The sequence below is a fragment of the Pseudomonas sp. Tul2A7 genome (genome assembly GCF_054790505.1).
In genome coordinates, this window is record NZ_CP186499.1 from 4645277 (window position 1) to 4668396 (window position 23120).

Annotated in this window: 22 protein-coding genes; 11 read left to right on the forward strand and 11 right to left on the reverse strand. The window is 58.8% G+C overall.

Annotation, left to right across the window (positions count from 1 at the left end; all coding sequences use genetic code 11):
• Window positions 1-97 precede the first annotated feature (97 nt).
• Together ACOYXJ_RS20835 and ACOYXJ_RS20840 are read right to left on the reverse strand one after the other, a co-directional pair.
• Window positions 98-757 (reverse strand): methyltransferase family protein, encoded by a 660-nt coding sequence (locus ACOYXJ_RS20835; protein WP_460371246.1) that lies wholly within the window; start codon window positions 755-757, stop codon window positions 98-100.
• Between the two features lie 148 nt (window positions 758-905).
• Window positions 906-1802, reverse strand: coding sequence for a LysR substrate-binding domain-containing protein (locus ACOYXJ_RS20840; RefSeq protein ID WP_460371247.1), 897 nt, complete (start codon window positions 1800-1802; stop codon window positions 906-908).
• A gap of 112 nt (window positions 1803-1914) precedes the next feature.
• Here ACOYXJ_RS20840 and ACOYXJ_RS20845 point away from each other — a divergent pair, with 112 nt between their 5' ends.
• From ACOYXJ_RS20845 to ACOYXJ_RS20855, 3 genes are read left to right on the forward strand one after another with little or no spacing between them, the layout of a single operon-like run.
• Window positions 1915-2937 (forward strand): aldo/keto reductase, encoded by a 1023-nt coding sequence (locus ACOYXJ_RS20845; RefSeq protein WP_460371248.1) that lies wholly within the window; start codon window positions 1915-1917, stop codon window positions 2935-2937.
• Window positions 2934-3731 carry an SDR family NAD(P)-dependent oxidoreductase gene (locus tag ACOYXJ_RS20850; RefSeq protein WP_460371249.1) on the forward strand — a complete coding sequence of 266 codons (798 nt, stop codon included), beginning with the start codon at window positions 2934-2936 and terminating at the stop codon, window positions 3729-3731. Before ACOYXJ_RS20845 ends, ACOYXJ_RS20850 begins: the two co-directional genes overlap by 4 nt.
• A 23-nt stretch (window positions 3732-3754) precedes the next feature.
• On the forward strand, window positions 3755-4165 hold the full coding sequence (locus ACOYXJ_RS20855; RefSeq protein ID WP_460371250.1) for an SRPBCC family protein: 411 nt from the start codon (window positions 3755-3757) through the stop codon (window positions 4163-4165).
• Window positions 4166-4212: 47 nt separating this feature from the next.
• Here the strand turns inward: ACOYXJ_RS20855 and ACOYXJ_RS20860 are convergent, their stop codons facing one another.
• Together ACOYXJ_RS20860 and ACOYXJ_RS20865 are read right to left on the reverse strand one after the other, a co-directional pair.
• Entirely contained in the window at window positions 4213-5607 is a 1395-nt protein-coding gene (locus ACOYXJ_RS20860) for a sensor histidine kinase (RefSeq protein ID WP_150793667.1), read from the reverse strand.
• Window positions 5585-6268, reverse strand: coding sequence for a response regulator transcription factor (locus ACOYXJ_RS20865; protein WP_007914996.1), 684 nt, complete (start codon window positions 6266-6268; stop codon window positions 5585-5587). Before ACOYXJ_RS20865 ends, ACOYXJ_RS20860 begins: the two co-directional genes overlap by 23 nt.
• Window positions 6269-6575: 307 nt before the next feature.
• On the opposite strand from ACOYXJ_RS20865, the gene ACOYXJ_RS20870 reads away from it, so the two are divergent.
• Window positions 6576-7505: a hypothetical protein gene (locus ACOYXJ_RS20870; protein WP_435037230.1), complete on the forward strand. Its 930-nt coding sequence runs from the start codon at window positions 6576-6578 to the stop codon at window positions 7503-7505.
• 24 nt (window positions 7506-7529) lie between these two features.
• Here the strand turns inward: ACOYXJ_RS20870 and ACOYXJ_RS20875 are convergent, their stop codons facing one another.
• Window positions 7530-7736, reverse strand: a complete 207-nt coding sequence (locus ACOYXJ_RS20875) for a hypothetical protein (RefSeq protein ID WP_150793668.1) — start codon at window positions 7734-7736, stop codon at window positions 7530-7532.
• On the opposite strand from ACOYXJ_RS20875, the gene ACOYXJ_RS20880 reads away from it, so the two are divergent.
• From ACOYXJ_RS20880 to hcnC, 4 genes are all read left to right on the forward strand, one after another.
• On the forward strand, window positions 7720-8268 hold the full coding sequence (locus ACOYXJ_RS20880) for a hypothetical protein (protein ID WP_318187453.1): 549 nt from the start codon (window positions 7720-7722) through the stop codon (window positions 8266-8268). The two genes, ACOYXJ_RS20875 and ACOYXJ_RS20880, sit on opposite strands and share 17 nt — an antisense overlap.
• A 240-nt stretch (window positions 8269-8508) precedes the next feature.
• Complete coding sequence (gene hcnA, locus ACOYXJ_RS20885; protein ID WP_034156200.1) at window positions 8509-8826, forward strand: cyanide-forming glycine dehydrogenase subunit HcnA; 318 nt, start codon at window positions 8509-8511, stop codon at window positions 8824-8826.
• Entirely contained in the window at window positions 8823-10232 is a 1410-nt protein-coding gene (gene hcnB / locus ACOYXJ_RS20890) for a cyanide-forming glycine dehydrogenase subunit HcnB (RefSeq protein WP_460371251.1), read from the forward strand. The genes hcnA and hcnB overlap by 4 nt, the downstream gene beginning before the upstream one ends.
• The gene (hcnC, locus tag ACOYXJ_RS20895; RefSeq protein WP_460371252.1) at window positions 10225-11484 is read left to right on the forward strand and encodes a cyanide-forming glycine dehydrogenase subunit HcnC; all 1260 of its coding nucleotides are present in this window, start codon (window positions 10225-10227) and stop codon (window positions 11482-11484) included. The genes hcnB and hcnC overlap by 8 nt, the downstream gene beginning before the upstream one ends.
• Window positions 11485-11602: 118 nt before the next feature.
• Here hcnC and ACOYXJ_RS20900 read toward each other — a convergent pair whose 3' ends face one another.
• Window positions 11603-13411, reverse strand: a complete 1809-nt coding sequence (locus ACOYXJ_RS20900) for a monovalent cation:proton antiporter-2 (CPA2) family protein (RefSeq protein WP_435037225.1) — start codon at window positions 13409-13411, stop codon at window positions 11603-11605.
• Window positions 13412-13663: 252 nt separating this feature from the next.
• Between ACOYXJ_RS20900 and ACOYXJ_RS20905 the strand changes: the two genes are divergently transcribed.
• Complete coding sequence (locus tag ACOYXJ_RS20905) at window positions 13664-14578, forward strand: LysR family transcriptional regulator (protein WP_460371253.1); 915 nt, start codon at window positions 13664-13666, stop codon at window positions 14576-14578.
• Here ACOYXJ_RS20905 and ACOYXJ_RS20910 read toward each other — a convergent pair.
• From ACOYXJ_RS20910 to ACOYXJ_RS20925, 4 genes are all read right to left on the reverse strand, one after another.
• Complete coding sequence (locus tag ACOYXJ_RS20910) at window positions 14568-15338, reverse strand: substrate-binding domain-containing protein (RefSeq protein ID WP_460371254.1); 771 nt, start codon at window positions 15336-15338, stop codon at window positions 14568-14570. The genes ACOYXJ_RS20905 and ACOYXJ_RS20910 overlap by 11 nt on opposite strands.
• Before the next feature lie 12 nt (window positions 15339-15350).
• Window positions 15351-16643 carry an MFS transporter gene (tcuC, locus tag ACOYXJ_RS20915; RefSeq protein ID WP_077573511.1) on the reverse strand — a complete coding sequence of 431 codons (1293 nt, stop codon included), beginning with the start codon at window positions 16641-16643 and terminating at the stop codon, window positions 15351-15353.
• A gap of 260 nt (window positions 16644-16903) precedes the next feature.
• The gene (locus ACOYXJ_RS20920) at window positions 16904-18859 is read right to left on the reverse strand and encodes a M48 family metallopeptidase (RefSeq protein ID WP_460371255.1); all 1956 of its coding nucleotides are present in this window, start codon (window positions 18857-18859) and stop codon (window positions 16904-16906) included.
• A 22-nt stretch (window positions 18860-18881) separates the two neighbouring features.
• The gene (locus ACOYXJ_RS20925; protein ID WP_460371256.1) at window positions 18882-19478 is read right to left on the reverse strand and encodes a LemA family protein; all 597 of its coding nucleotides are present in this window, start codon (window positions 19476-19478) and stop codon (window positions 18882-18884) included.
• A 125-nt stretch (window positions 19479-19603) separates the two neighbouring features.
• On the opposite strand from ACOYXJ_RS20925, the gene ACOYXJ_RS20930 reads away from it, so the two are divergent.
• Together ACOYXJ_RS20930 and ACOYXJ_RS20935 are read left to right on the forward strand one after the other, a co-directional pair.
• On the forward strand, window positions 19604-19912 hold the full coding sequence (locus ACOYXJ_RS20930) for an RcnB family protein (protein ID WP_150793677.1): 309 nt from the start codon (window positions 19604-19606) through the stop codon (window positions 19910-19912).
• A gap of 244 nt (window positions 19913-20156) precedes the next feature.
• The gene (locus ACOYXJ_RS20935) at window positions 20157-21854 is read left to right on the forward strand and encodes an ATP-dependent nuclease (protein WP_460371257.1); all 1698 of its coding nucleotides are present in this window, start codon (window positions 20157-20159) and stop codon (window positions 21852-21854) included.
• A gap of 111 nt (window positions 21855-21965) precedes the next feature.
• On the opposite strand, the gene ACOYXJ_RS20940 is transcribed toward ACOYXJ_RS20935, so the two are convergent.
• Entirely contained in the window at window positions 21966-23039 is a 1074-nt protein-coding gene (locus ACOYXJ_RS20940; RefSeq protein ID WP_460371258.1) for a diguanylate cyclase domain-containing protein, read from the reverse strand.
• Window positions 23040-23120: the final 81 nt, after the last annotated feature.

Below are 23120 nucleotides of genomic sequence, written 5' to 3' on the forward strand. Positions count from 1 at the left end.
GCCTGCTCGCGATAGCGGTCTTTCAGTCAAATAAGTGTTATCTGACACACCGCTATTGCGAGCAGGCTCACTCCTACAGGGGGACTGTGTTCGCAAATCAATAAACGCCGGGCAGCAACCGCCAACTTCGCGCACAGTAAGCGTCATACTCCGCCCCAAACTGCGCACGCAGCAGCGCTTCTTCGGAATGAATCCGGGCAATCAACGGGATCAGCGTCAGCGCCGCCAGCAACAGCCCGACCACCGAACGAAACGCCAGCGCCCAACCCACAGCATTGACCACCAGCCCCAGATAACTCGGATTGCGCAGGTGCTGGTAAATGCCGTCGGTCACCAATCGGTGCCCCGGCTGAATCGCCACCAACCCACTGAACCGCCGCCCCAGCACAAACACCGGCCACAGTCGCAGCGCGCCGCCGATGATAAACAGCAAAGCGCCGAGCCAGCGCACGCCTTCACCACCAAAAGTCCAGAAGTTCACCCGGTCGCAGTAGGCCGGCAGAAAACCACTGACCAGCCCGATCACACCGAACGCCGGAATCACCCAGCGATTGGCGCGGTCTTCACGCTCGCCAGCACTCAGGTTGACCTCACTGAACAGTGAAGCAATCACCATCGCCACCGTCGCCAGTGCGACGATCACCAGCGAGCCATGGGAAAAGAACATCGCCACTCCGCCAATGCCCCACACCGCCAGGCCGAGGTAGGCCAGTGTGGCGAGTACCGCAACGACGGTCATTTGCGCAGACATTTTCATGGCGATCTCACGGCTGGGTGCTGATCCGTTGAGTGTAGATCCGCCACAAAACCTGTGGGAGCGAGCCTGCTCGCGAAAGCGTTGGGTCAGTCAATTTTGATCTTGGATGTGCCGGCCCTTTCGCGAGCTTGCTCGCGAAGGGGCCATGTCAGTCAGCAGATACCTTGTCGTCAGTCAGGACTTTGCGGAACGTTTCTACCAATGGCCGCAAATTAATCCGGTGCCACGCTGCCCACAATGGCGTAGTCAGCGTCAGCCACGGCAGTTCCCGCAACACCACACCCGGCGGGGCGTTATGGCTCAGGCCTTTCTGGATCATCGCAATCCCCAGCCCCGACGCTACCAAGCCCAGCGCGGTAAAAGGCTCGGTCGCCTGCATGCGCACATCCGGAGTGAACCCTGCGCGGATGCACGCGCCGAGAAACTGATCGTTGGCATCCTGACGCGGCTGCACGCCGATCCATTCCTGCTCGGCCAGATCCTCGGGACTCAATGTCGCTTGCTGCGCCAATGGATGCTGTTCCGGCAACGCCAGCAGCATCGGATCATCCAGCACCTGGAAACTCAAAAGATCCGGATCGTCATCGGTCGGCGGTTCACTCACCAAGGCAATATCGAGACTACGCTGTCGCAGGCCTTCCAACTGCTCGGCGGAACTGAGGTTGTACAACGCGACATGCACATTCGGCCGATCGGCGCGCAACACGCGCAAGGCATTGGGCAGAACCCCGGCATGCATCGCGTTTTCGATATAGCCGATGCACAGGCCGCCTTCTTCGCCGCGACCGAGCCGTTTGCCAAGGGATTCGAGGCGATTGGCGTGGGTCAGCAGGGCGCGGGTTTCGGCAAGAAAAGTCTGGCCGTCGCGGGTCAGGCGAATACGTTGCTGGCTGCGCTCGAACAGCGTCAGGCCCAAGCGCTCTTCGAGCTGGGCGATCTGCCGGCTCAGTGGCGACTGGGAAATGTGCAGCCGTTCGGCAGCGCGGCCGACGTGTTCTTCCTCGGCGACGACTACGAAGTAGCGCAATTGGCGGATGTCGATCATGTCAGACCTGTAGGGACTCAAGTGCTGCGCATTATGTCTTGGACGGTCTAGGTGTCGCAATCTAGGATCTGCTCAACGGTCACACCGACCCAGAACCTACGAGGAAAATCCAATGAGTTTGAAAGACAAACTGCCCGGCCAACTGGGCTTCGGCACCGCGCCACTGGGCAACATGTTCCGCGCCATTCCCGAGGAAGAAGCGCAGGCCACCGTGCATGCCGCGTGGGATGCCGGCGTGCGTTACTTCGATACCGCGCCGTTTTACGGATCCGGCCTGTCGGAGATCCGCCTCGGCGAAGCACTCAAGCAATACAAGCGCGATGATTACGTGCTGAGCAGCAAGGTCGGCCGGGTGATTCTCGATGAAGTCGAAGACGCCGCCGCCCGCGATCTCGGCGAGAAGAGCGGGGTGTTTGAACACGGTCGTCCGAACAAGATCGTCAACGACTACAGCGCCGACGCAACCCTGCGTTCGATCGAAGACAGCCTCAAGCGTCTGCAAACCGATCGCCTCGACATCGTCTGGGTGCACGACATCGCGCAGGATTTCTACGGTGATCAGTGGCTGGAATACTTCAACCAGGCCCGCACTGGCGCGTTCAAAGTCCTCACCCGCTTGCGCGAAGAAGGCGTGATCAAGGGCTGGGGCCTGGGCGTGAACAAAGTCGAGCCGTGCGAACTGACCCTCGATCTCAGCGAAGCGCAGCCGGATGGCTTCCTGTTGGCCGGTCGCTACACGCTGCTCGACCACGAACGCCCGTTGCAACGCTTGATGGATTCGGCACGGGCGCAGAACGTTGAAATCGTCGTCGGTGGCCCTTACAGCTCGGGAATCCTCGCCGGTGGCTCGCACTTCGAATATCAGCAGGCCAGCCCTGAGATCATCGCCAAGGTCGAACAGATCAAACGCATCGCCGCCGCTTACAACGTCGATATCAAAGCCGCTGCGCTACAGTTTTCGCTGGCTAACCCTGCTGTTGCGGCGGTCATTCCCGGCGCAAGCAAACCCGGCCGAATTGCTGAAGATGTCGCCGCATTGTCAGCCGTTATTCCTGCCGGTTTCTGGCAGGCGATGCGCGACGCCAGACTGGTTTCCGAACGTGCACCATTGCCAATCGATGAGGTGAAAGCATGAAGATTGATCTGAGTGGAAAACTGGCCATCGTCAGCGGCAGCACCGCCGGCATCGGTCTGGGCATCAGCCAGTCGCTGGCCGATTCCGGCGCCACGGTGGTGGTGATCGGCCGTGATACGGCCAAGGTCGAGCAGGCGCTGGCGAGCATTCGCGAGAAAGTGCCGGGCGCGCAGTTGCGTGGTTTGACCGCGGATCTGGGCACCGCCGAAGGCGCGCAAAAACTGTTCGCTGCTGAGCCGCGTGCCGACATTCTGGTGAACAACCTCGGCATCTTCGACGCCGTGGATTTCTTCGAAGCGCCGGACAGCGAGTGGACGCGTTTCTATGAGGTCAACGTGATTTCCGGCGTGCGCCTGGCACGGCATTACGTGCCGGCGATGGTCGAGCAGGGCTGGGGGCGGGTGATCTTCCTGTCCTCGGAATCCGGCGTCGCCACGCCAGCCGACATGATCAATTACGGCGTGACCAAAAGCGCCAATCTGGCGGTGTCCCACGGCTTGGCCAAACGTCTGGCTGGCACCGGGGTGACGGTCAATGCGATCCTGCCGGGGCCGACCTTCACCGATGGCCTGGAAGACATGCTCAAGGATGCCGCTGCCGAATCCGGGCGTAACCTGCGCGATGAAGCTGACGCTTTTGTGCGCAAGGCGCGGCCGACGTCGATCATCCAGCGTGTCGCGGATGTTGAAGAGGTCGCGCATCTGGTCACCTACATCGCTTCGCCGCTGTCCTCGGCCACCACCGGCGCCGCTTTGCGCGTTGATGGCGGTGTGGTCGACAGCCTGACTATCTGAATTCCCGAGAGAGACGTTTATTTATGCCAACAGCATCTGCAACCATCGACATCCCGGCCTCGGCCGAACAGGTCTGGCAATTGATCGGCGGCTTCAACACGCTGCCGGACTGGCTGCCGTTTATTCCCAACAGTGAACTGAGCGACGGCGGCCGCGTGCGCACCTTGCAAACCGCTGACGGCGGCGTGGTGGTCGAGCGTCTGCAAGCGTTCGATAACGCGGCGAAGACTTACAGCTATTCGATCGAACAGGCACCGTTCCCGGCGACTGATTACTTGGCGACGATCAAGGTTGAGGCCCAAGGGCAGGGTGCACGGGTGACGTGGTCGGGTCGTTTCAACGCCAAAGGCGTGAGTGATGAGGAAGTGGTGGCGTTGTTCAGCGGCATCTATCAGGGTGGCCTCGAGGCACTCCGAGCCAATTACCCCGCCTGAGCTGATGATCGTTCCCACGCTCTGCGTGGGAACGATCATGTCGGGAATCAGGAGTTTTCGATCAGGCTCTGCCGGCAATCGAGCACCAGTTTCGCCCCTCCCAGATCACTGCTGCCGACTTCAAGACTGAAGCCATGCAAGCTGACAATCGCCGCCACAATCGACAATCCGAGGCCAAAGCCACCCTGCGGCTGCCCGCCCTCGGCGCGATAGAAGCGCTGGAATACCGCTTCGCGCTCAGCCTCGGGAATCCCCGGTCCTGAGTCGTGCACTTCAATCCGCGTCTGCCCACCCGCGTTGACGCCACGCAACATCACCGTGCCGCCGACCGGGGTGAACTTGATCGAGTTGCTGAGCAGATTCGCCAATGCCTCGAACAGCAATGCCCGATCACCGTTCAGCGCCGGTAATGTTTCCGGCATGTTCAAGTCGAAACGCAGCTCGCCTTCCTCGGCCAGTGGCAGATAAAACTCATGCAGTTCTTCCAGCAATTGCACCGGATCGAGTTCGACAAAACCTGAACGGCGCTGGCGATCTTCCAGTTCGGAAATCCGCAGCAACCCACGAAACCGCGCCATCAGCGTGTCCGCTTCGGCCAGCACCAGATCCAGTTGCGCCGCTTCCTGCGAGCCTTCGCCGGCCTGCTGCTGCATGCGATACAGCTGCGCGCGCAGGCGCGTCAGCGGCGTGCGCAAATCATGGGCGATGTTGTCGCAGACGCCTTTGACTTCATTCATCAAACGCTCGATGCGTTCGAGCATGGCGTTAACGATCGCGGCGAGCATGTCCAGTTCATCGCGGCGATTGGACAGCGGCAGGCGATGGGTCAGGTCGCCGGCAACAATCGCCTGGGCGCTGTCCTGAATCGCTCGAATCCGCCGCAACGGCCGGCGCCGCAGCAAATGCCAACCGGCAATCCCCGGCAGAATCGTCAGCGACACGCCCCAGAACAACGCATGCAAAATGATCCGCGTGACGGCGAACAGCGAGCCGTTGTCGCGCAGCAACACCAGCCAGCGACCGTCGCGGGTTTGTGTGGCCACCGCATCGCAGCTGTCATTGGGCAGGGTCGGGTCATCGGAGTCGGCGCATTCGGCGAGCATATGAATCTTGCCGTCCAGCGGCAGGCCTTCGGGGATCTGCTGCAACGCGCCACCAAGATAGACGCCTTGCGCGTCGAACAAGCCATAAGCGTCGATGCCGCGAATATCGAAAGTCATGCTGGCGGCGAGCGCGTCTTCCAGTTGCTCACCGCGAAAGTGCGAAAACAGGTGCTGGCGTTGCATCAGCGAGTGTTTGGCGAGGTTGTCGAGGTAGCCGGAGACCTCGTAATACATGACCCCCATGAGGATCGCGCTCCAGGCCACGAACAGCGAACTGTACAGCGCCAGCAATCGGCTGCTGGAGGAGCGCCAGCCGTCAGACGGGTTCGGCAATGACATAACCCGAGCCCCGTACCGTGCGGATCAGCGGCACATGGCCGGCGGCGTCGATTTTCTTGCGCAGACGGCCGATGTGCACGTCGATCAGGTTGGTCCCGGGGTCGAAGTGATAACCCCAGACCTCTTCGAAAATCATCATCCGCGAAAGGATCTGGCCGCTGTTGCGCATGAGGAATTCGAGCAGCTTGTACTCGGTCGGCAACAGCGTCAGCACCTGTTCGGCGCGGCGCGCTTCGTGGCTGATCAAGTCGAGTTCAAGGTCGGCGACCTGCAGCGTCGTTGCCTGAGTAGCGCCGCTGTTCTGCCGACGCAACAGGACTTCAACCCGTGCGGCCATCTCGTCAGTGGCGAACGGTTTGGTCAGGTAGTCATCGCCGCCAGCGCGCAAGCCGCGTACGCGTTCGTCGACATCAGAGAGGGCGCTGATCATCAGGATCGGCGTGGCCACGCCCATGGTGCGCAGGGTGGTGACGATGGCCAGACCATCGAGTTCGGGCAGCATGCGGTCGAGGGTAATCAGGTCGTAGTTGCCGCTCACGGCGCGATCGAGGCCTTCGCGGCCATTGTCGACCCAGTCGACTTCCAGCCCGTGGCTGCTCAGTTCGGCGACGATTTCCCGCGCTGTCACGGCGTCGTCTTCGATGGTCAAGATACGAGTCATAGGCAGGCCTGCTGATCGGTTCAAACGGAATGGCAGCATTTTGCCAAGAAAATCCGACGACGCTTTAAATTAACTTTCATGTTCACCTGTCACAAACGCAAATTTCGAGCGCAATGGGTATTCGAGGCCAATGCATAAAACCCGCTGTTATCCGGCCCTTGTTGCAATTTGCAAGGTTTTAGGAAGTTCATTCTTTATAACAGTTTGAAATTAAAGGATTTATTTAATTCTCTCGACTGGCACGGTCGCTGCAATTCCTCTGATGACGAGTTGTAACACCATTTTTCATGCCTGGAGCAGAACAACAATGAATAGATCCCCTGATGGGTTTTATCCCGCCGTTGAAGAGTCGAGCAGCGTTTCGGGCGTGTCCTGGGGCGCGATCTTCGCAGGTGCTGCGGCTGCCGCTGCCCTGTCGATGATTTTGGTCCTGCTCGGGTTCGGTTTGGGTTTCTCTGCCGTTTCACCGTGGGCCGGAGAGGGCGTCAGTGCCAAGGGCCTGGGCATTTCGACAATCGTCTGGCTGGCGGCGACGCAAATCATCGCTTCCGGTATGGGCGGCTACATCGCCGGTCGCCTGCGGGTGAAGTGGGCGAACATGCACGGTGACGAAGTGTATTTCCGCGACACCGCGCACGGCTTCCTTGCCTGGTGTGTGGCTACGTTGGTTACCGCAGTGCTGGTGGTCGGTTCGGTCAGCAGCGTCATCAGTGGTGGTGTGCAGGCCGGTGCCAGTGTTGCTGGCGGTGCTGCTGGTGCCATGACTCAGGCAGCCGGTACCGCAGCGGCGAACACTGACAGTAACCAGTATGGTTATTACATCGACAGCCTGTTCCGCGATGACCGTCCGGCCTCCGTCAGCGATGACGCCGCGCATGGCGCCGTGGCCCGTATCTTCGCGCAAAGCCTGGCCAACGGTCAGCTGAGTGCCGAAGACCGTACCTACCTCGCGCAACTGGTCGCCCAACGGACCAACCTGACTCAGGCCGATGCCGAGCGTCGCGTCGATGAAATCTACGCGCGCACTCAGAAAGCTCTGGCCGACGCCAAGCTGAAAGCTCAACAAGCCGCCGACACCGCTGCGAAAGTCGCTGCCTGGACCTCGCTGTGGATGTTCATCTCGCTGTTGGCCGGTGCGTTTTTCGCCAGCCTCGCGGCTACTTACGGCGGTCGTCGCCGGGATGCCGTCGAGTACGTTGAAGTCGACACCTACACCACGACCACTCCAGTCCGTTAAACAAGGAGCATGACCATGCGCTCATTACTGCTGTTTTTCCTCGGCGTACCGATCCCGATCATCATCCTGATCGCCCTGTTCGTGCACTGATTGCTCCATTGAGGCCCATGCCTCGGCCGCTTCCACCTTCGGGTGGAAGCGGCTTTTTGCTTTCTGGCGGGCAACAAGGCGAGAATCCGCGCTGTGCTGTATTTCGATAGACCTCTGATTAAGGATGAGAACGTTGAACAAGAAGGAAATCAAACGTCAGGTGAGCGAGATGCTCGACGCCGGTCGCTCGAAAACCGAAACCTTCAATGCGTTGTCCGGCGGCGCAGTCAAGGACAAGGTGCTGGCGTATCTGATCGGCTCGTGGCCCGATCCAGAATTGATTGATCGTCACGCCGGCAAGATAAAGGTGCTGCTCGGGCTGACCTATATCCAGGCGTTGATCGGGCTGGTGGGCGGTTATTTCCTCGGTCTGACGATCAGCACCGGTTGGGCCATCGGCATGGGGTTGTTTGCCGGTGTCGTACCTTTGCTGTTCGCTTGGGGCTTTTACCGCAACGTGGCGCAGGCCTACACCGTGTATGTATTTCTCTCGATCACCCAGATGCCACGTATGTTCAAGGACTATGGCGAAGATCCGATAGGCACGGTGATTGGCGTAGCGATCACGTTGGCCATGGTCTTTTTCGTCGCTTGGCTGAAAAACCTGCTGTTTCCTGACCTGGGTTTCTTCGGTGCAAAAAAGATCAAAGGGCAGTTCGTCTTCTCCAATTGATCGTTGGACAATCCAACCGCTTTCACTGGCCTGGATCAATATTTCGAGCGGCGAGATCGCCTAACGTAAATGATCCCGGCCTTTGCTGAGGTATGAACTACAGTGCTTCACGCGCACCTTGTTGCGCTGACGGAGTACCCGTGTCGACGCCCCTCACAGCCACAATAAACGCGTCGACCCGGTGTAGTGCAGCAAGGAGCTGACACCACCTCAACCGAACTTTCACGGATGAACATTGCAATGCACTGCCAAGAAAGAACCTTCGATATCCAGCCGTTGGCGCAGGCGGACATGACCGTCCACATCAACGGTCAAGCGGTCACCGCCGCCATCGGCGAAACCGTCCTCAGCGTTATTCAATCCCTCGGCGTACGCCAGATTGCCCGCAACGATCACGACCAGATCACCGGCGCCTATTGCGGCATGGGCGTTTGCCAGTGCTGTCTGGTGAAAATCAACGGCCGACACAAACGGCGTGCCTGCCAGACTGTGGTGCGCGACGGCATGCAGATTGAAACACAGGTCAACCGCATCACCGCGCAGGAGGTGGTCGTATGAGCCTGCAACCGGTGATCGTCGGCGGCGGCCCGGCGGGGATGGCAGCGGCCATCGAACTGGCGCGCCACGGCGTGCGCTGCACCTTGCTCGAAGAAGCGTCGCGCCTCGGCGGTGTGGTCTATCGCGGGCCGTTGCGTGACGGCGTGCAACTGGATTATCTCGGCCCTCGTTACTCCGAAGCGCTGGGCAAACTGCACGGTGATTTTCAGGAGCAGGCCGGGCTGATCGACGTGCGCCTCAACCATCGCGTGGTCGGCGCCGAAGGTACCCGCGCCCTGGTGGTGCTGGATGGCGACGAGCAACTGCACGAAATCGATTACCCGCAATTGCTCTTGGCCGCTGGTTGCCACGAACGCAGCGTGCCGTTTCCGGGCTGGACCTTGCCGGGGGTGATCATGCTCGGCGGTCTGCAACTGCAAATCAAAAGCGGTGTGGTCAAGCCGCAAGGGCCGGTGATCATCGCCGGCACGGGGCCGCTGCTGCCGCTGGTGGCGACACAACTGCATGCCGCAGGCGTCAGCGTCGCGGGCGTGTATGAAGCTTGCGCGTTCGGCAAAATCGCCCGCGAAAGTCTGGCGCTGCTGAACAAGCCGCAATTATTCCTCGACGGTTTGAGCATGCTCGCCTACCTGAAACTGCACGGCATCCCGATGAACTACGGCTGGGGCGTGGTCGAAGCCCACGGCGAGGGCGAGCTGAAAAGCGTCAGCGTCGCGCCGTACTCGGCCACTTGGGAGCCGGACATGTCCCGCGTCGAGCGCTTCGAAGCCAAAACCCTGGCGGTCGGTTACGGCTTTATTCCACGCACGCAACTGAGCCAGCAAATGGGCCTGGATCACGGCTTCAGCGACGACGGTTACCTGCGCGCCAACGCCAACGTCTGGCAACAAAGCAACGAACCTCACGTGCATCTGGCCGGTGACATGGGCGGGATTCGCGGTGGAGAAGCGGCGATGCTCGCCGGCAAGATCGCCGCGACCTCGATCCTGCTGCAACGCGGAGTGCTCGAAGAAGAGCTGGCGCGGGTTCGTCGCGACCGCTACTTGGGCAAACTCAAAGCCATCGTGCGCTTCCGCGCCGCCGTGGATCGCTACACCGAACGCGGCGTCGGCCAGACCGCATTGCCTGCCGCGGACACGGTGATCTGCCGTTGCGAGCACGCCACCCGCGCCGACATCGACCTGGCGCTGGAGCAGGGCGTGCAAGACATCGCCAGCCTGAAAATGCGTACCCGCGTGAGCATGGGCGATTGTCAGGGACGGATGTGCGTCGGCTACTGCAGCGATCGCCTGCGTCAAGCGACTGGCCGCAAGGATGTCGGTTGGCTGCGCCCGCGTTTCCCGATCGATCCGATTCCTTTTTCCGCGTTCCAGTCTGTCGGCACGGAGGCCGCTGCCCATGAGTAAGTTCTATGACGTGGTCATTGCCGGTGGCGGCGTGATCGGGGCGTCCTGCGCCTATCAACTGTCCAAACGCAAAAACCTCAAAGTGGCGCTGATCGACGCCAAGCGTCCCGGCAACGCGACTCGTGCGTCGGCCGGTGGTTTGTGGGCGATCGGTGAGTCGGTCGGTCTCGGTTGCGGGGTGATTTTCTTCCGCATGATGTCGGCCAACCGCAAGCGCGAAACCCAGGGCGCGGCGGTCGCCGTGGACGCGAGCACGCCGCACATTCTGCCGGAGTCGTTTTTCGATTTTGCCTTGCAGTCCAATGCGCTGTACCCGGCGCTGCACCGCGAACTCAAAGACAACCACGGGATGGATTTCAAGTTCGAAAAGACCGGGTTGAAGTTCGTCATTTATGACGATGAAGATCGGCTCTACGCCGAGCACATCGTCGGCTGCATTCCACACCTGGCCGATCAGGTGCGCTGGCTCGATCAGGCTGCGCTGCGCGAGGCTGAGCCGAGCGTCAGCCATGAAGCACGCGGGGCGCTGGAGTTTCTCTGTGACCATCAGGTCAGCCCGTTCCGCCTCGCCGATGCCTACATGGAAGGCGCGCGGCAGAACGGCGTCGACATCTTCGTCAACACCAACGTCACCGGCGTGTTGCATCACGGCAGCCGCGTCACAGGTGTGCAGACGGCCGAGGAGGGCGTGTTCCACTGCAAGACGCTGATCAACGCTGGCGGTGCCTGGGCGGCGGATCTGAGCGAATGGGCGACGGGCATTCGCATTCCGGTGAAACCGGTTAAAGGCCAGATTCTGCTCACCGAGCGCATGCCGAAAATCCTCAACGGCTGCCTGACCACCAGCGACTGCTACGTGGCGCAGAAGGACAACGGCGAGATCCTGATCGGCAGCACCACCGAAGACAAAGGCTTCGACGTCACCACCACCTACCCGGAAATCGCCGGACTGGTGCAGGGCGCGGTGCGGTGTCTGCCGGAGCTCAAGGATGTGAATCTGAAGCGTACTTGGGCGGGGTTGCGTCCGGGCTCGCCGGATGAGTTGCCGATTCTCGGGCCGATGCGCGGGGTGGAGGGTTATCTGAATGCCTGCGGACATTTCCGCACCGGGATTCTGACCTCGGCGATTACCGGTGTACTGCTGGATAAACTGGTCAACGACGAACCGCTGCCGCTGGACATCACACCGTTTTTGGCGGATCGGTTTGAGGTGGCGCCGGTCAAACAAGCGCTGGAGCTGGAACTGGCCTGACACCGATCCCCTGTGGGAGCGAGCCTGCTCGCGAATGCAATCTGTCAGAAACGAATAGGTTGACTGACACACCGCTTTCGCGAGCAGGCTCGCTCCCACATGGGGTTTTGTATGTGGCTCAGGATTTGCGCGATTCTTCTTCGAGCTGATCCGACTCGAACAACCGCGCCAGTTCCGCCCGGGCTTCCTGGGCGGTTTGCAGCACTTTGGCGGCGTCGTCGTAGATCGCGTGCTGTGCCTCCAGCACCTGTTCATCGTGATGCTTGAAGCGCTTGATCCGCGCATCGGCCTGGGCCTGGGTGAGACCGAGCCCGACCAACGTGCGCCGACTCATCTCCAGACTTGAGTAATACGTCTCACGAATCGCCTCCGCGCCAACATCGACCAAACGGTGCACGTGCTGACGGTTACGCGCCCGGGCGATGATCTTCATGTGCGGATACAGCTTGCGCACCACCTCGGCGGTCTTGATGTTGGTCTCCGGATCATCCGTGGCAATCACGAAATATTCCGCCTCGCCGACCTTGGCCGCATTGAGGATTTCCGGGCGCATCGGGTCGCCGTAGAACACCGGCACACCGCCGAAACTGCGTGACAGTTCAATGGTTTCCACCGACGTATCCAGCGCAACGAATTTGATGTTCTGCGCACGCAGAATCCGCGCGACGATCTGGCCCATCCGGCCCATGCCAGCGATCACTACACGCGGCGTGTCAGTGTCGATCTCACGGTATTTTTCCGGCACTTCCACCGGCTGCACTTTCGGGCTGACCAGCCGCGCGCAGAGCAACAGCAACAACGGCGTCACCGCCATCGACAAGGTGATGGTCAGCACCAGCAAGTCATACAGGCGCGGTTCGAACAGACCCTGATCGCGACCGATCTTGAACACCACAAAAGCAAACTCACCACCGGCCGCCAAGACGATACCGAGGCGAATCGCACTGACCTTGTTCAAGCCACCGGCCAGACGCCCGACGACGAACAGCAGCGGCAGTTTCAGGCCGATCAACAGCAGCGTCAGCCCCAACACGGTGATCGGCGCGCTGAGCAGCAAGCTGAGATTGGCGCCCATGCCGACACTGATAAAAAACAACCCGAGCAGCAGCCCCTTGAATGGCTCGATCTGCGCTTCCAGCTCATGACGATATTCCGAATCCGCGAGCAGCAGACCGGCAAGAAACGCCCCCAGCGCCATCGACACACCGACCAGATCCATCAACCACGCCGTGCCGATCACTACCAACAGCGCCGTGGCCGTCGACACTTCCGGCAGCCCGGTTTTCGCCACCACGCGGAACACCGGACGCAGCAGATAACGCCCGCCGATCACCACCACGGCAATGCCGCCGAGTACCTGCAGGCTGTGCCGAATATCGTCGGCGGTACTGGTGTGGTGATCGACACCGGCGAGCATCGGCACCAGCGCAATCAACGGAATTGCAGCGATGTCCTGAAACAGCAGAATCGCAAATGCCAGCCGCCCGTGAGGGCTGGTCAGTTCCTTGCGCTCGGCGAGACTTTGCAGACCGAATGCCGTCGAGGAAAGGGCCAGGCCGAGGCCGAGCACAATTGCGCTGTTCAGCGGTTGGCCAAACACCGACAGCGCCAGCACGCCAATCACCGAAGCCGTCAGCAGCACCTGCGCCAGACCGACGCCGAACACCGATTTGCGCATCACCCACAAGCGTCGCGGCGACAGCTCAAGGCCGATGATGAACAGCAGCAACACCACGCCGAGTTCGGAAATATGCGCGACGCTTTGCGGATTGCCAATCAGGCCCAACACCGACGGGCCGATGATCACCCCGGCAAACAGATAACCGAGCACGGCGCCCAGTTGCAGACGTTTGGCCAAAGGCACGGTGAGCACGGCCGCGAACAGAAAGACGACGGCGGCTTGCAACAGATTGCCTTCATGGGGCATGGGGGGTTACTCCTGACAACGGTACGGCGGGGGGGACAAGGATAAGGGCTACAGCGACTTTTCATCCACCGAAGATCCCCTGTAGGAGCGAGCCTGCTCGCGAATGCGGAGTGTCAGCCAGCATAGATGTCACTGACAGAATGCATTCGCGAGCAGGCTCGCTCCCACAGAGGATTTTCATCGTTTCTATAATATCTGGCATCAATTGGTTACATTTATAACCTAAGCAAATCAATCTCCCGAGTTCCCGCCATGGCCATCAACTTCGACCTCAACGATCTGCAAGCCTTTCGCGCCGTGGTCGAGCAGGGCAGTTTCCGCAAGGCCGCCGACACCGTGCGCCTGTCGCAACCGGCGTTGAGCCGGCGCATCGAAAAGCTAGAAGACGCCCTCGGCGTCAAACTCTTCGAACGCACCACGCGCAAGGTCAGCCTGACCCAGGCCGGGCGCGGATTCATGCCCAGTGTCGAGCGTTTGCTCGATGATCTCGACGTGGCGTTGCTGGGCATCAGCGAAGTCGCTTCGACCCGTTTAGGCCACGTCACCGTCGCCTGCGTGCCCTCGGCGGCGTACTACTTCATGCCCCGCGTGATCGCGCGCTATCACCAGCAATTCCCGCGCATCAAAGTCAAAGTGCTCGACTCCAGCGCGCACGATGTCTTGAGTGCGGTGGTCAATGGCGAGGCGGATTTCGGCTTGAGTTTTCTCGGCACGCAGGATGCCAAAGTCGAGTTCGAACCGCTTGTGCAGGAGTGCTACGTCGTCGCTTGTCGCCGCGATCATGCGTTGGCCGGACGCAGCAGCGTGAGCTGGGACGAGTTTTATCAGCAGGATTACATCTCGCTGGACAAGACCTCCGGCAACCGCTTTCTGCTCGATCAGGCCTTGAGCAGCGTGGTGCCGCAGCGTTCGAGCATCTGCGAAACCCGCCATGTGACGACGATGATCGGTCTGGTGGAGGCGGGGTTGGGTGTGGCGGCGGTGCCGCTGATGGCGATGCCCGGGCCGGATCATCCGATCCTGACGCGGGTGCCGCTGACCGATCCGCAAGTGATGCGCAGTGTCGGCATCATCAAGCGCCGGGGTCGTACGTTGACCCCGGCGGCACTGGAACTGGAGCGGCTGGTGATAGAAATGAAAGTCCAGCCGCCTACGATCAGCGCTTGACCGAATCCAGCCCGGTGGCCTGCACGTCAGCTTGCGCGGCCGGAGCGGCGAGGTAAGCGAGCAGGGCTTTGGCCTCTTGCGGATGCTGTGCGCCGACCGGAATCCCGGCAGCAAACCGCGTCACCGATTGCACCGATTCCGGGATCTTCGCCACGAAACTCACGCCCGGCACCGGCAGCAATTCGCTGACCTGCTGGAAGCCCAATTGATAGTCGCCGGTAGCAACCACCGAGCCGACCGGGACTTTCGGGATCATTTTGGCCTTCGCTTTCAGCTGATCTTCGATCCCCAGTTTCTTGAACAACTGCTGCTCGATGTACACGCCGCTGGCGCTGTCGGAGTAGGCCACGGACTGCGCGTCAAGCAAGGTTTTCTTCAAGGCGTCGACGCTGCTGATGTCAGGTTTCGGCGCGCCTTCACGCACCACCAGGCCGATCCGCGAATCTGCCAGCTCAACGCGCGAAGCCGGATCGACCTTGCCTTGTTTGATCAAATCATCGAGGGCGTAGCCAACCATGATCACCACGTCGGCGTGCTCACCGCGCGCGAGGCGATTGGGGATCGCCTCCGGCGCCTTGCCCATCGACGGGCCGAGGCTGGTGGTCAGTGTGTTGCCGCTGGCGGCGGCGAATTTCGGCCCGAGAATCTTGTAGGCGGCAGTGAAGCCCCCGGAGGTCATCACACTCAATTCTTCGGCCTGGGCCGCGAGGTTGAACGCGAGACCGGCGAGCAGGGCGGTGACAGTAAACAGTTTTTTCATGGCGAGTTTTCCTCAGGCCGCGACAGGTTGCAGACGACCACCGGCACGGCGGTACAGATAAAGAGTGGCGCACAAGGCACACAGCGCACCGATGCTCATCCAGTAACCCGGCGCGGCTTTGTCGCCGGTGTACTGAATCAGGAAGGTCGACATCGCCGGGGTGAAGCCACCGAAAATGGCGGTGGCCAGGCTGTAGGCGAGGGAGAAACCGGCAACCCGCACTTCAACCGGCATGATCTCGGTGAGCGCCGGAATCATCGCGCCGTTGTACAAACCGTAGATAAACGACAGCCACAATAGCGACAGCAACATGTGGCTGAAGCTCGGCGCCTGCACCAGGTACGACAGCGCCGGATAGGTGGTAGCCAGGGCCAGCAGCGACATGGCGATCAGCACCGGACGCCGGCCGATCCGGTCGGACAACAGGCCGCCAATCGGCAGCCAGAAGAAGTTCGACACACCGACCAGCAACGTCACCAGCAGTGCGTCGGAGGTGCTCAGGTGCAGCACGGTTTTGCCGAAGGTCGGCGCGTACACGGTGATCAGGTAAAACGCGGTGGTGGTCAGCGCGACCATCAACATGCCGCCGAGTACCACGCCCCAGTTCTGGCCGAGGGTGCGGAACACTTCGCCCATACTCGGGCGGTGTTTGCGTGCGGCGAACTCTTCGGTTTCCGCCAGGTTACGGCGCAGGAAAAAGATGAACGGCACGATCATGCAGCCGACGAAAAACGGAATCCGCCAGCCCCAATCGGCCACCACCTCCGGCGCCATCCACGCGTTCAGCGCATAGCCCAAAGCGGCGGCGACAATGATCGCCACTTGCTGACTGGCCGACTGCCAAGCGGTGAAGAAACCTTTGCGGCCCGGGGTGGCGATCTCGGCGAGATACACCGACACACCGCCCAGTTCCGCCCCGGCCGAGAAGCCTTGCAGCAAGCGTCCGATCAATACCAGCGCGGGGGCAAACAGGCCGATGCTTTCGTAACCGGGCACCAGCACAATCAATATCGTGCCGCTGGCCATGATCGACAAGGTGACGATCAAACCTTTGCGCCGACCGACATCATCGATGTACGCACCGAGCACAATGGCGCCCAGCGGACGCATCAAGAAGCCTGCGCCGAACACCGCAAAGGTCATCATCAGGGAAGCGAACTCACTGCTCGCCGGAAAGAACACCGCCGCGATCTGCGTGGCGTAGAAACCGAACAGGAAGAAATCGAACTGTTCGAGGAAGTTGCCCGAGGTCACCCGGAAAATGGCGCCGGCCCGCGAGCCGTTGTGTGGGATTGAGGCTGTCATAGAAAAGTACTCCACCGCTTTTATGACGTGCGCGACGGGAGGGCGGCGCACGGTTTTTATTGAGGCGGATGGTGGCGCAGGTGTAACTGGATGTTAATTGCATTGTTGGCATGGATTGATGTGCAAAGTGGATCAATCCGTCTATGCCGATACCGCAGACCATTGTGGGAGCGAGCCTGCTCGCGAAAGCGGTGGCCCAAGCAATGAAGATGTTGAATGTGCCAACCCCTTCGCGAGCAGGTTTTGTCGCACCTGCAAACTCAGGACATTGCAACTGCACGGTGAGCAGTGTCACGGGTGCTGTCAGCCATTCCGGCGTGTGCGGCAAGCAATGGTGGTAGCGGGCAGTCGAGCAAGTCCGCGACGGCGCGAAACAGTTCTGCTTCAGCCACGGTGATCACGCCATCGTGCATCACGCAGCGGGTCATGGCATCGAGCAATGCCGGACGCTCCTCTGGCATGAGATGGCGCAGGCGCTTGATCGCCGCTTCCAGCCCCACCAGATCTTCCAGTTCGGCGCGCATTTCCTCGGGCTGTTCGAACGCAAGACCTTGCCAGGCAAACTGAATGGCCTGCGACGCTGCCGATAGATTGTCCTGTCCGGCTCGGGCCATTGCGGTTAACAGTGTCATGAGTTCTTCGGCGCACTGGAACAGTCCGAATTTGAACTGCACCGGTGTCGCGCCTTCAACATTGCGCTCGACGATGCGCAACAGCGTCCACTCCAGCAACTCTGTTTCGTTATCCGCTTCGATCAGCAAATTCAGATTGTGCTTGACCTTGGCAAAAGGCTTTTTGCCAAGCTCTCGCAGACTCGGGATGGCCAGATCCAGCAACGGCAGGCGCAGGCCGGGACTCAGCGACGACAGCGGTTCACGCAGCTGATTCAAATAGTCGAACACCGTGGCGTCGATTTGCGACTTCAGTAACTCGACTTGCATGCCCAGCAGGGAGGCTGAACGCGACAGCAGCAGGCCATACACAACGGCCTCGGCGCCCTCAATATTGCGTGCTGCCATTTTGAGTTCGTGCGGAATGTCTTCCAGCACGCGGCGAGCTTCCATCAGATGTTCTGGCTGCGGCGCGCCAATGGCTGCCACGGAGGCCTGGACCGCATTCATGTCGTAGAGCACCGACTTGGCCGCAGCGGGGATACCGCCGAATGCATCGGGCACCGGCAGAGCGACCGAAGGTTGTGCATCTGCGGGCGGCGCCGCCACTTTGATGAAGCTGCCATCCCAGTGCGCATCGACCCGACGGATCCGCTCATTCAAATCCGGATGGGAAGCCGTCGAGTCGGTGCTCGAGTAACCCGGTCCGAAATACAAATGGCTGTATTCCTCCGCGCGCGCGGAATTGATGCGTGCACCCAGTTCATAACCGCCAATTTTCTTCAACGCACCGGCGATGCTTTGCGGGTTGCGGGTGTATTGCACCGCCGTTGCATCGGCGAGGAATTCACGCTGTCGACTGATGGCAGATTTGATCATATTGCCGAAAATCGTCCCCGCTATACCCACAAACAACAGTACAAAACCAATCAACATCGGTATCGCGACGAACTTGCTGCGCTGCAGCGGGGTTTTACCGACCTGCTCGGTGCCTTCCAGGATATAGCTGCCGGTCAACCCGAGAACCATGATCCCGTGGACGATGGCAATCAGTCGCGTGTTGAGGCGCATGTCACCGTTATAGATATGACTGAACTCATGGGCGATTACCCCTTGCAGCTCTTCACGGGTCAGCACATTGATTGCGCCCTGAGTGACGCCGATGACGGCGTCCTGTGGTGTGAGTCCCGCCGCGAAGGCGTTGATGCCCAGATCGGGCAGCAAGTACACCGAGGGCACGGCGGTGCCGGAGGCGATGGCCATTTCTTCCACCACGTTCATCAATCGCTGCTCTTCCAGCGTTTGCGCGCTGTGGTTGATCACGCGTCCTTCGAGGCGCCGCGCAACCACTTTGCCGCCTTCTGACAACTCCATGAGTTTGGACAGACTGCCCAGCAGCACGATGCCGACGACCACGGCTGACACGGTCATGACCAGTTGCCGGTCGAGTTCCAGATCCATCAGGACTTTACCGCTGCCATCCTCGACCGGAATGGTCATCAGCACACACGACACTGCGATCAGACTGAGCACCGCCATGAACATCAAGAAAATGAGGTAAACGGTGCGGCGCTTGGCCCGGCGCTGTTGTTCAAAGAAATTCATGTTGCCATCCGTTGGCTGAGGGTCAGAACGAAACCTTTGGCGCTTCCTGAATGGCCGCGCTATCAGCGAACGTCAACGCCGAGGCATCGGCACCATGGCCGAACAGCGGGGCGAGCAGGGCTGCCGGGAAACTTTGCTTAAGCGTGTTGTAGGTCATCACTGCATCGTTGTAAGCCTGGCGGGCAAAACTGACTTTGTTTTCGGTGCTGCTCAGCTCTTCACTCAGTTGCTGCATGTTTTGCGACGCTTTGAGTTCCGGGTACGCTTCAACCGTTACATTCAACCGGCCCATGGCATTGCTCAGCGCGCTGTCGGCCTGGCCCAGTTGCGCGATGCTCTGGGCATTGCCCGGCTGCGCCTGAGCGGCCTGAAGACCGGCGACGGCGTTGTTGCGCGCGGCAATCACCGCTTCCAGGGTTTCGCGCTCGTGGGTCATATAACCCTTGGCGGTGGCCACCAGATTGGGTATCAGGTCATAGCGGCGCTTGAGTTGCACTTCGAGTTGCGCGAAGGCGTTTTTGATTTGATTGCGTCGAGCGACGAGGCTGTTGAAAAGGAAGATGGCATAGAGGGCGAGGAGGCCGCCAACGACCAAAAGGATGACGAGGGTGCTGTTCACGGTGATGTCCTTGTTCACACGGTGGAATGGGGCGCGGCATGTTAGCGCAAATGCAAAAAAACAAGGAATGATTCCCGAACCCGGCAGTCCGAGTTCAGGTAGCACACATCTCAGGAGGTTCACCGATGAACAGCAAAACCCTAATCGCCAGCCTGGCCCTCGTCGCCGGCATTGCCGGGATCAGCCCACTTGTTCAAGCGGCGCAAACCTCAAATGAACAGGCCGTGCAATCCCCGACCAGCGACCGTGAACTGAAGGTCAACGACCGTGCGCCTGAAATGTATCAGCGCAAGGACAAAGCACTGGAAAACTGGAAATCCAAAGGTCTGAAAGCGCCGATCGACCAGGCCCAATGGGTGCAGATCAACGACAAGTACGTGATGGTGATGATTACCAACGGGACGATTGTCGAGATGCAACCGGTGGAGCGTTAATTTTTACGGCAATATCTGGCCATGAACGGGCGATCAAAATCGAGCGTCGTATGAATACAACCTCGTACGACGTTTCGAATGAATCGAAGTCAATGCCAGCATCATGAAAAAACAAGCTACGGCATCAAAAACAAGGCACTCCCCGCTTCGGTGAAATGATATTTAACTCGCCTATTCCATCGAGTTGACAGCAATGGATGGGGTGATGGCAAAATGATGGTTTGCCGCGTCTACATGGACTGTCATGACTATCAATTTCGGATTCACCGTTAAAGACTACAAATGTTTCAAGTCACGCGGAGCCAGTATTCACCAAATCAAGCCCATCAATTTGTTGATCGGTAGAAATAATGTAGGTAAGTCGACTTTTCTTGAAATGTTGGACTTTTTATGTGCTGCCGATGTCTGGGACGGCAGTCCATTTGAGGAAATAGAGCTCTTTGAAACGCTTACTGATGATGTATTCGCAAGGATAGATTTTGATGAGCAAGCTTATGTAGATGAGCCTGAGCCAGAAGCCGTTGATCACGAGCATCTCAGAGGAGCTGTGGTTACATACAGGGAACGTCAACACGATACCGCGTATGTCGGGGTCAATTGTGAAGTTTCGGAATATGAACAGTCTGGTCTGACAAATCGATATTCGACAAATATGTTTCGTAGTGAGGTGAATGGAGGATATCTAGCGACTGAAAAAATTCTCGATAAGAAACATGTAAGATTGCGTGCCGATCGCGATATTGTTCCAGAAGTCGATGTGCAAAATATTACCTTCACGGATAATGGGGTTGGAGCGACGCAAATAGTTCATGCGCTCTCCCATCATTCTGAACGGGATAGAGAGCTTATTACAAAAAACTTTTTAAGTGCATTGAATGAGGTGTTCAGTCCCGATACTCGGTTCATTGAAATGACAACGAAATATCACAAGGCCGAAAAGTTTTGGGAGATTTATCTTTCTGAAGACGGGGCGAAGCTGTATCCGCTGTCCCAGTCTGGAAGTGGATTAAAGACGATTATTCTGGTGCTGCTGAATCTGTTGGTTCGGCCAAAATTTGAAGATTTTCCGGTTTCTGAGTACATATTTTCTTTTGAAGAATTAGAGAACAATCTGCATCCTAGCCTGCAGCGCAGATTATTCAAGTATCTCGAGAATTTTGCGGTGAGTAATAAGTGCCATATGTTTATTACCACTCACTCCAGTGTGGCCATTGATACGTACAGTTATTCGGATAATGCGCAGATAAATCATATTCAAAAAGTAGATGAAGAAGTGGCCGGGTTCGTTGTTAGCGACAACTCCCACGGGTATCGTGTGTTGTCCGACCTCGGGAATAGAGCCAGCGATCTGTTGCAAGCCAATGGTCTGCTCTGGGTGGAAGGGCCATCAGATCGCATATACATTAATAAGTTTATTGATATTTTTGGCGAGGGAGAGCTTCGCGAAGGCGTGCATTTTCAGTATGCCTACTTTGGCGGGAGTCTCTTGAAACATTTGGATATGTCTCTCCCTGAGCATGATGTCAGTGAGGCTTTAAATGTTTTGCGGATTAATAAAAATGCGGTACTTATTTGTGATGGTGACAGGCGTCAACCAGGTGATCCATTGAAGGCTAGAGTGATAAAGGCTATGGAGGACCTAAAATCTACGGGCGGGTATTCGTGGGTTACAGAGTGCAGAGAAATCGAAAATTGTATTCCTAAGGAGGCCTTTCAGTCGGTAAACGCATTAAGTAATATTGCGAATATCGGAATGCATGAGTCGATACTGGAGTTTTTGACCCGGCATAAAGTTACTGAAGCCTCTGAATACACTCAAAAATTTGATAAAGCTAAAGAATATGTAAAGTACTTTACGCAAAAAAATTTGGAGTTTCGTCCTGAGATTGAATTGAATATGAAGGCAATATGTTCCCGTATTCGAAGCTGGAATTTTATGTAGCTGGTCGCTCAAGCATTTAATAAAACCTAAATCATTTGCCTCGGCTTGGTGGACGAACCATGCGCGGGGCATTTTTCCATAAGGCTTAACGTTCTTTGGCGCGTTCAGCCTCTATATCGGTAAGTGGTTCATCACCTGCCCACCCCCCAACCGATACTGATTATTGCCACTGCGCTTGGCCTCATACATCGCCAGATCGGCAATGTGCAGCAACCGGTCCATCGCCGTCGCATGGTCCGGAAACACCGCCACCCCAAGGCTGGTGCCGATGTGGCGCTGGTCGTTGCCGATGCTGATCGGGGGCGACAGTTCGATGAAGATTTTCTGGCAGATGCTGCGGGCTTCGTCCTGCAAACTCAGGCTCGGCGCCAGGCCTTGCAGGATCACCACAAACTCATCGCCGCCAATGCGCGCGACGGTGTCGGTGGCGCGCAGGATGCGTTTCAGCCGCGTGGCCATGGTGATCAGCACCCGGTCGCCGGCGGCATGGCCGTAGCGGTCGTTGATGGTTTTGAAGCCGTTGAGGTCGACGAATACCAGTGCGACGCGGGTCTCGGTCTGCCGCGCGTGATCCAGCGCTTCCGACAAGCGTTGTTCCAGCACCAGGCGATTGGGCAGGCCGGTCAGCGGATCGAAGTGAGCGAGGTGTTGCAGGTAGCTGGCCGAGGCTTTTTCTTCGGTGATGTCGCGCACCACACCCATCATTTTCACCACCGCGTCGTGGTCGTTGCGCACCACGTTGCCGGTTTCCCGTAGCCAGCGAATCGTGCCGTCGGGCCACACCACGCGGTATTCCTCATCGTGGTTTTCGCCGGTCTCTAGGCAACGCAGTTCACCTTCGCGCACCTTGGTGCGGTCGTCCGGATGGACACAGGAACAGAACAGCGCATAGGACGGGGTGATCTCGCCGATCTTGAACCCGAACATGCCGTAAATCGCATCCGACCAGTACAGCCGATCCGTGTCGACTTCCCAGTCCCAAGTCCCGATGCGCGCAAAGTACTGGCTGCGTTTAAAGCGCTCGACGTCGCCGTCCTGCTGAATGTGTTGGCTATCGGCGGCCCGTCTCAGCAGATCCCGATATTGCGCGAGCTGCCGGCGCAAATCGCGTTCGCGCCACAGCAGCAGAGCGATGATGGCGAGCAAGATCGCGCCCACGGCAAGGCTGATCCAGAACAGAGTCATTCGGGCGCTGCCAGCATGGCGGGTCGATCCGTGGAGTAGTGGCGGTTGGCTATGTTAATGCTTCATTACTCGGTTCGGATA

Bases quoted from the DNA above. Each gene is read 5' to 3' on its own strand.
- ACOYXJ_RS20835 (WP_460371246.1), bottom strand. From the start codon at position 757: ATGAAAATGTCTGCGCAAATGACCGTCGTTGCGGTACTCGCCACACTG.
- ACOYXJ_RS20840 (WP_460371247.1), bottom strand. From the start codon at position 1,802: ATGATCGACATCCGCCAATTGCGCTACTTCGTAGTCGTCGCCGAGGAA.
- ACOYXJ_RS20845 (WP_460371248.1), top strand. From the start codon at position 1,915: ATGAGTTTGAAAGACAAACTGCCCGGCCAACTGGGCTTCGGCACCGCG.
- ACOYXJ_RS20850 (WP_460371249.1), top strand. From the start codon at position 2,934: ATGAAGATTGATCTGAGTGGAAAACTGGCCATCGTCAGCGGCAGCACC.
- ACOYXJ_RS20855 (WP_460371250.1), top strand. From the start codon at position 3,755: ATGCCAACAGCATCTGCAACCATCGACATCCCGGCCTCGGCCGAACAG.
- ACOYXJ_RS20860 (WP_150793667.1), bottom strand. From the start codon at position 5,607: ATGTCATTGCCGAACCCGTCTGACGGCTGGCGCTCCTCCAGCAGCCGA.
- ACOYXJ_RS20865 (WP_007914996.1), bottom strand. From the start codon at position 6,268: ATGACTCGTATCTTGACCATCGAAGACGACGCCGTGACAGCGCGGGAA.
- ACOYXJ_RS20870 (WP_435037230.1), top strand. From the start codon at position 6,576: ATGAATAGATCCCCTGATGGGTTTTATCCCGCCGTTGAAGAGTCGAGC.
- ACOYXJ_RS20880 (WP_318187453.1), top strand. From the start codon at position 7,720: ATGAGAACGTTGAACAAGAAGGAAATCAAACGTCAGGTGAGCGAGATG.
- hcnA (WP_034156200.1), top strand. From the start codon at position 8,509: ATGCACTGCCAAGAAAGAACCTTCGATATCCAGCCGTTGGCGCAGGCG.
- hcnB (WP_460371251.1), top strand. From the start codon at position 8,823: ATGAGCCTGCAACCGGTGATCGTCGGCGGCGGCCCGGCGGGGATGGCA.
- hcnC (WP_460371252.1), top strand. From the start codon at position 10,225: ATGAGTAAGTTCTATGACGTGGTCATTGCCGGTGGCGGCGTGATCGGG.
- ACOYXJ_RS20900 (WP_435037225.1), bottom strand. From the start codon at position 13,411: ATGCCCCATGAAGGCAATCTGTTGCAAGCCGCCGTCGTCTTTCTGTTC.
- ACOYXJ_RS20905 (WP_460371253.1), top strand. From the start codon at position 13,664: ATGGCCATCAACTTCGACCTCAACGATCTGCAAGCCTTTCGCGCCGTG.
- ACOYXJ_RS20910 (WP_460371254.1), bottom strand. From the start codon at position 15,338: ATGAAAAAACTGTTTACTGTCACCGCCCTGCTCGCCGGTCTCGCGTTC.
- tcuC (WP_077573511.1), bottom strand. From the start codon at position 16,643: ATGACAGCCTCAATCCCACACAACGGCTCGCGGGCCGGCGCCATTTTC.
- ACOYXJ_RS20920 (WP_460371255.1), bottom strand. From the start codon at position 18,859: ATGAATTTCTTTGAACAACAGCGCCGGGCCAAGCGCCGCACCGTTTAC.
- ACOYXJ_RS20930 (WP_150793677.1), top strand. From the start codon at position 19,604: ATGAACAGCAAAACCCTAATCGCCAGCCTGGCCCTCGTCGCCGGCATT.
- ACOYXJ_RS20935 (WP_460371257.1), top strand. From the start codon at position 20,157: ATGACTATCAATTTCGGATTCACCGTTAAAGACTACAAATGTTTCAAG.
- ACOYXJ_RS20940 (WP_460371258.1), bottom strand. From the start codon at position 23,039: ATGACTCTGTTCTGGATCAGCCTTGCCGTGGGCGCGATCTTGCTCGCC.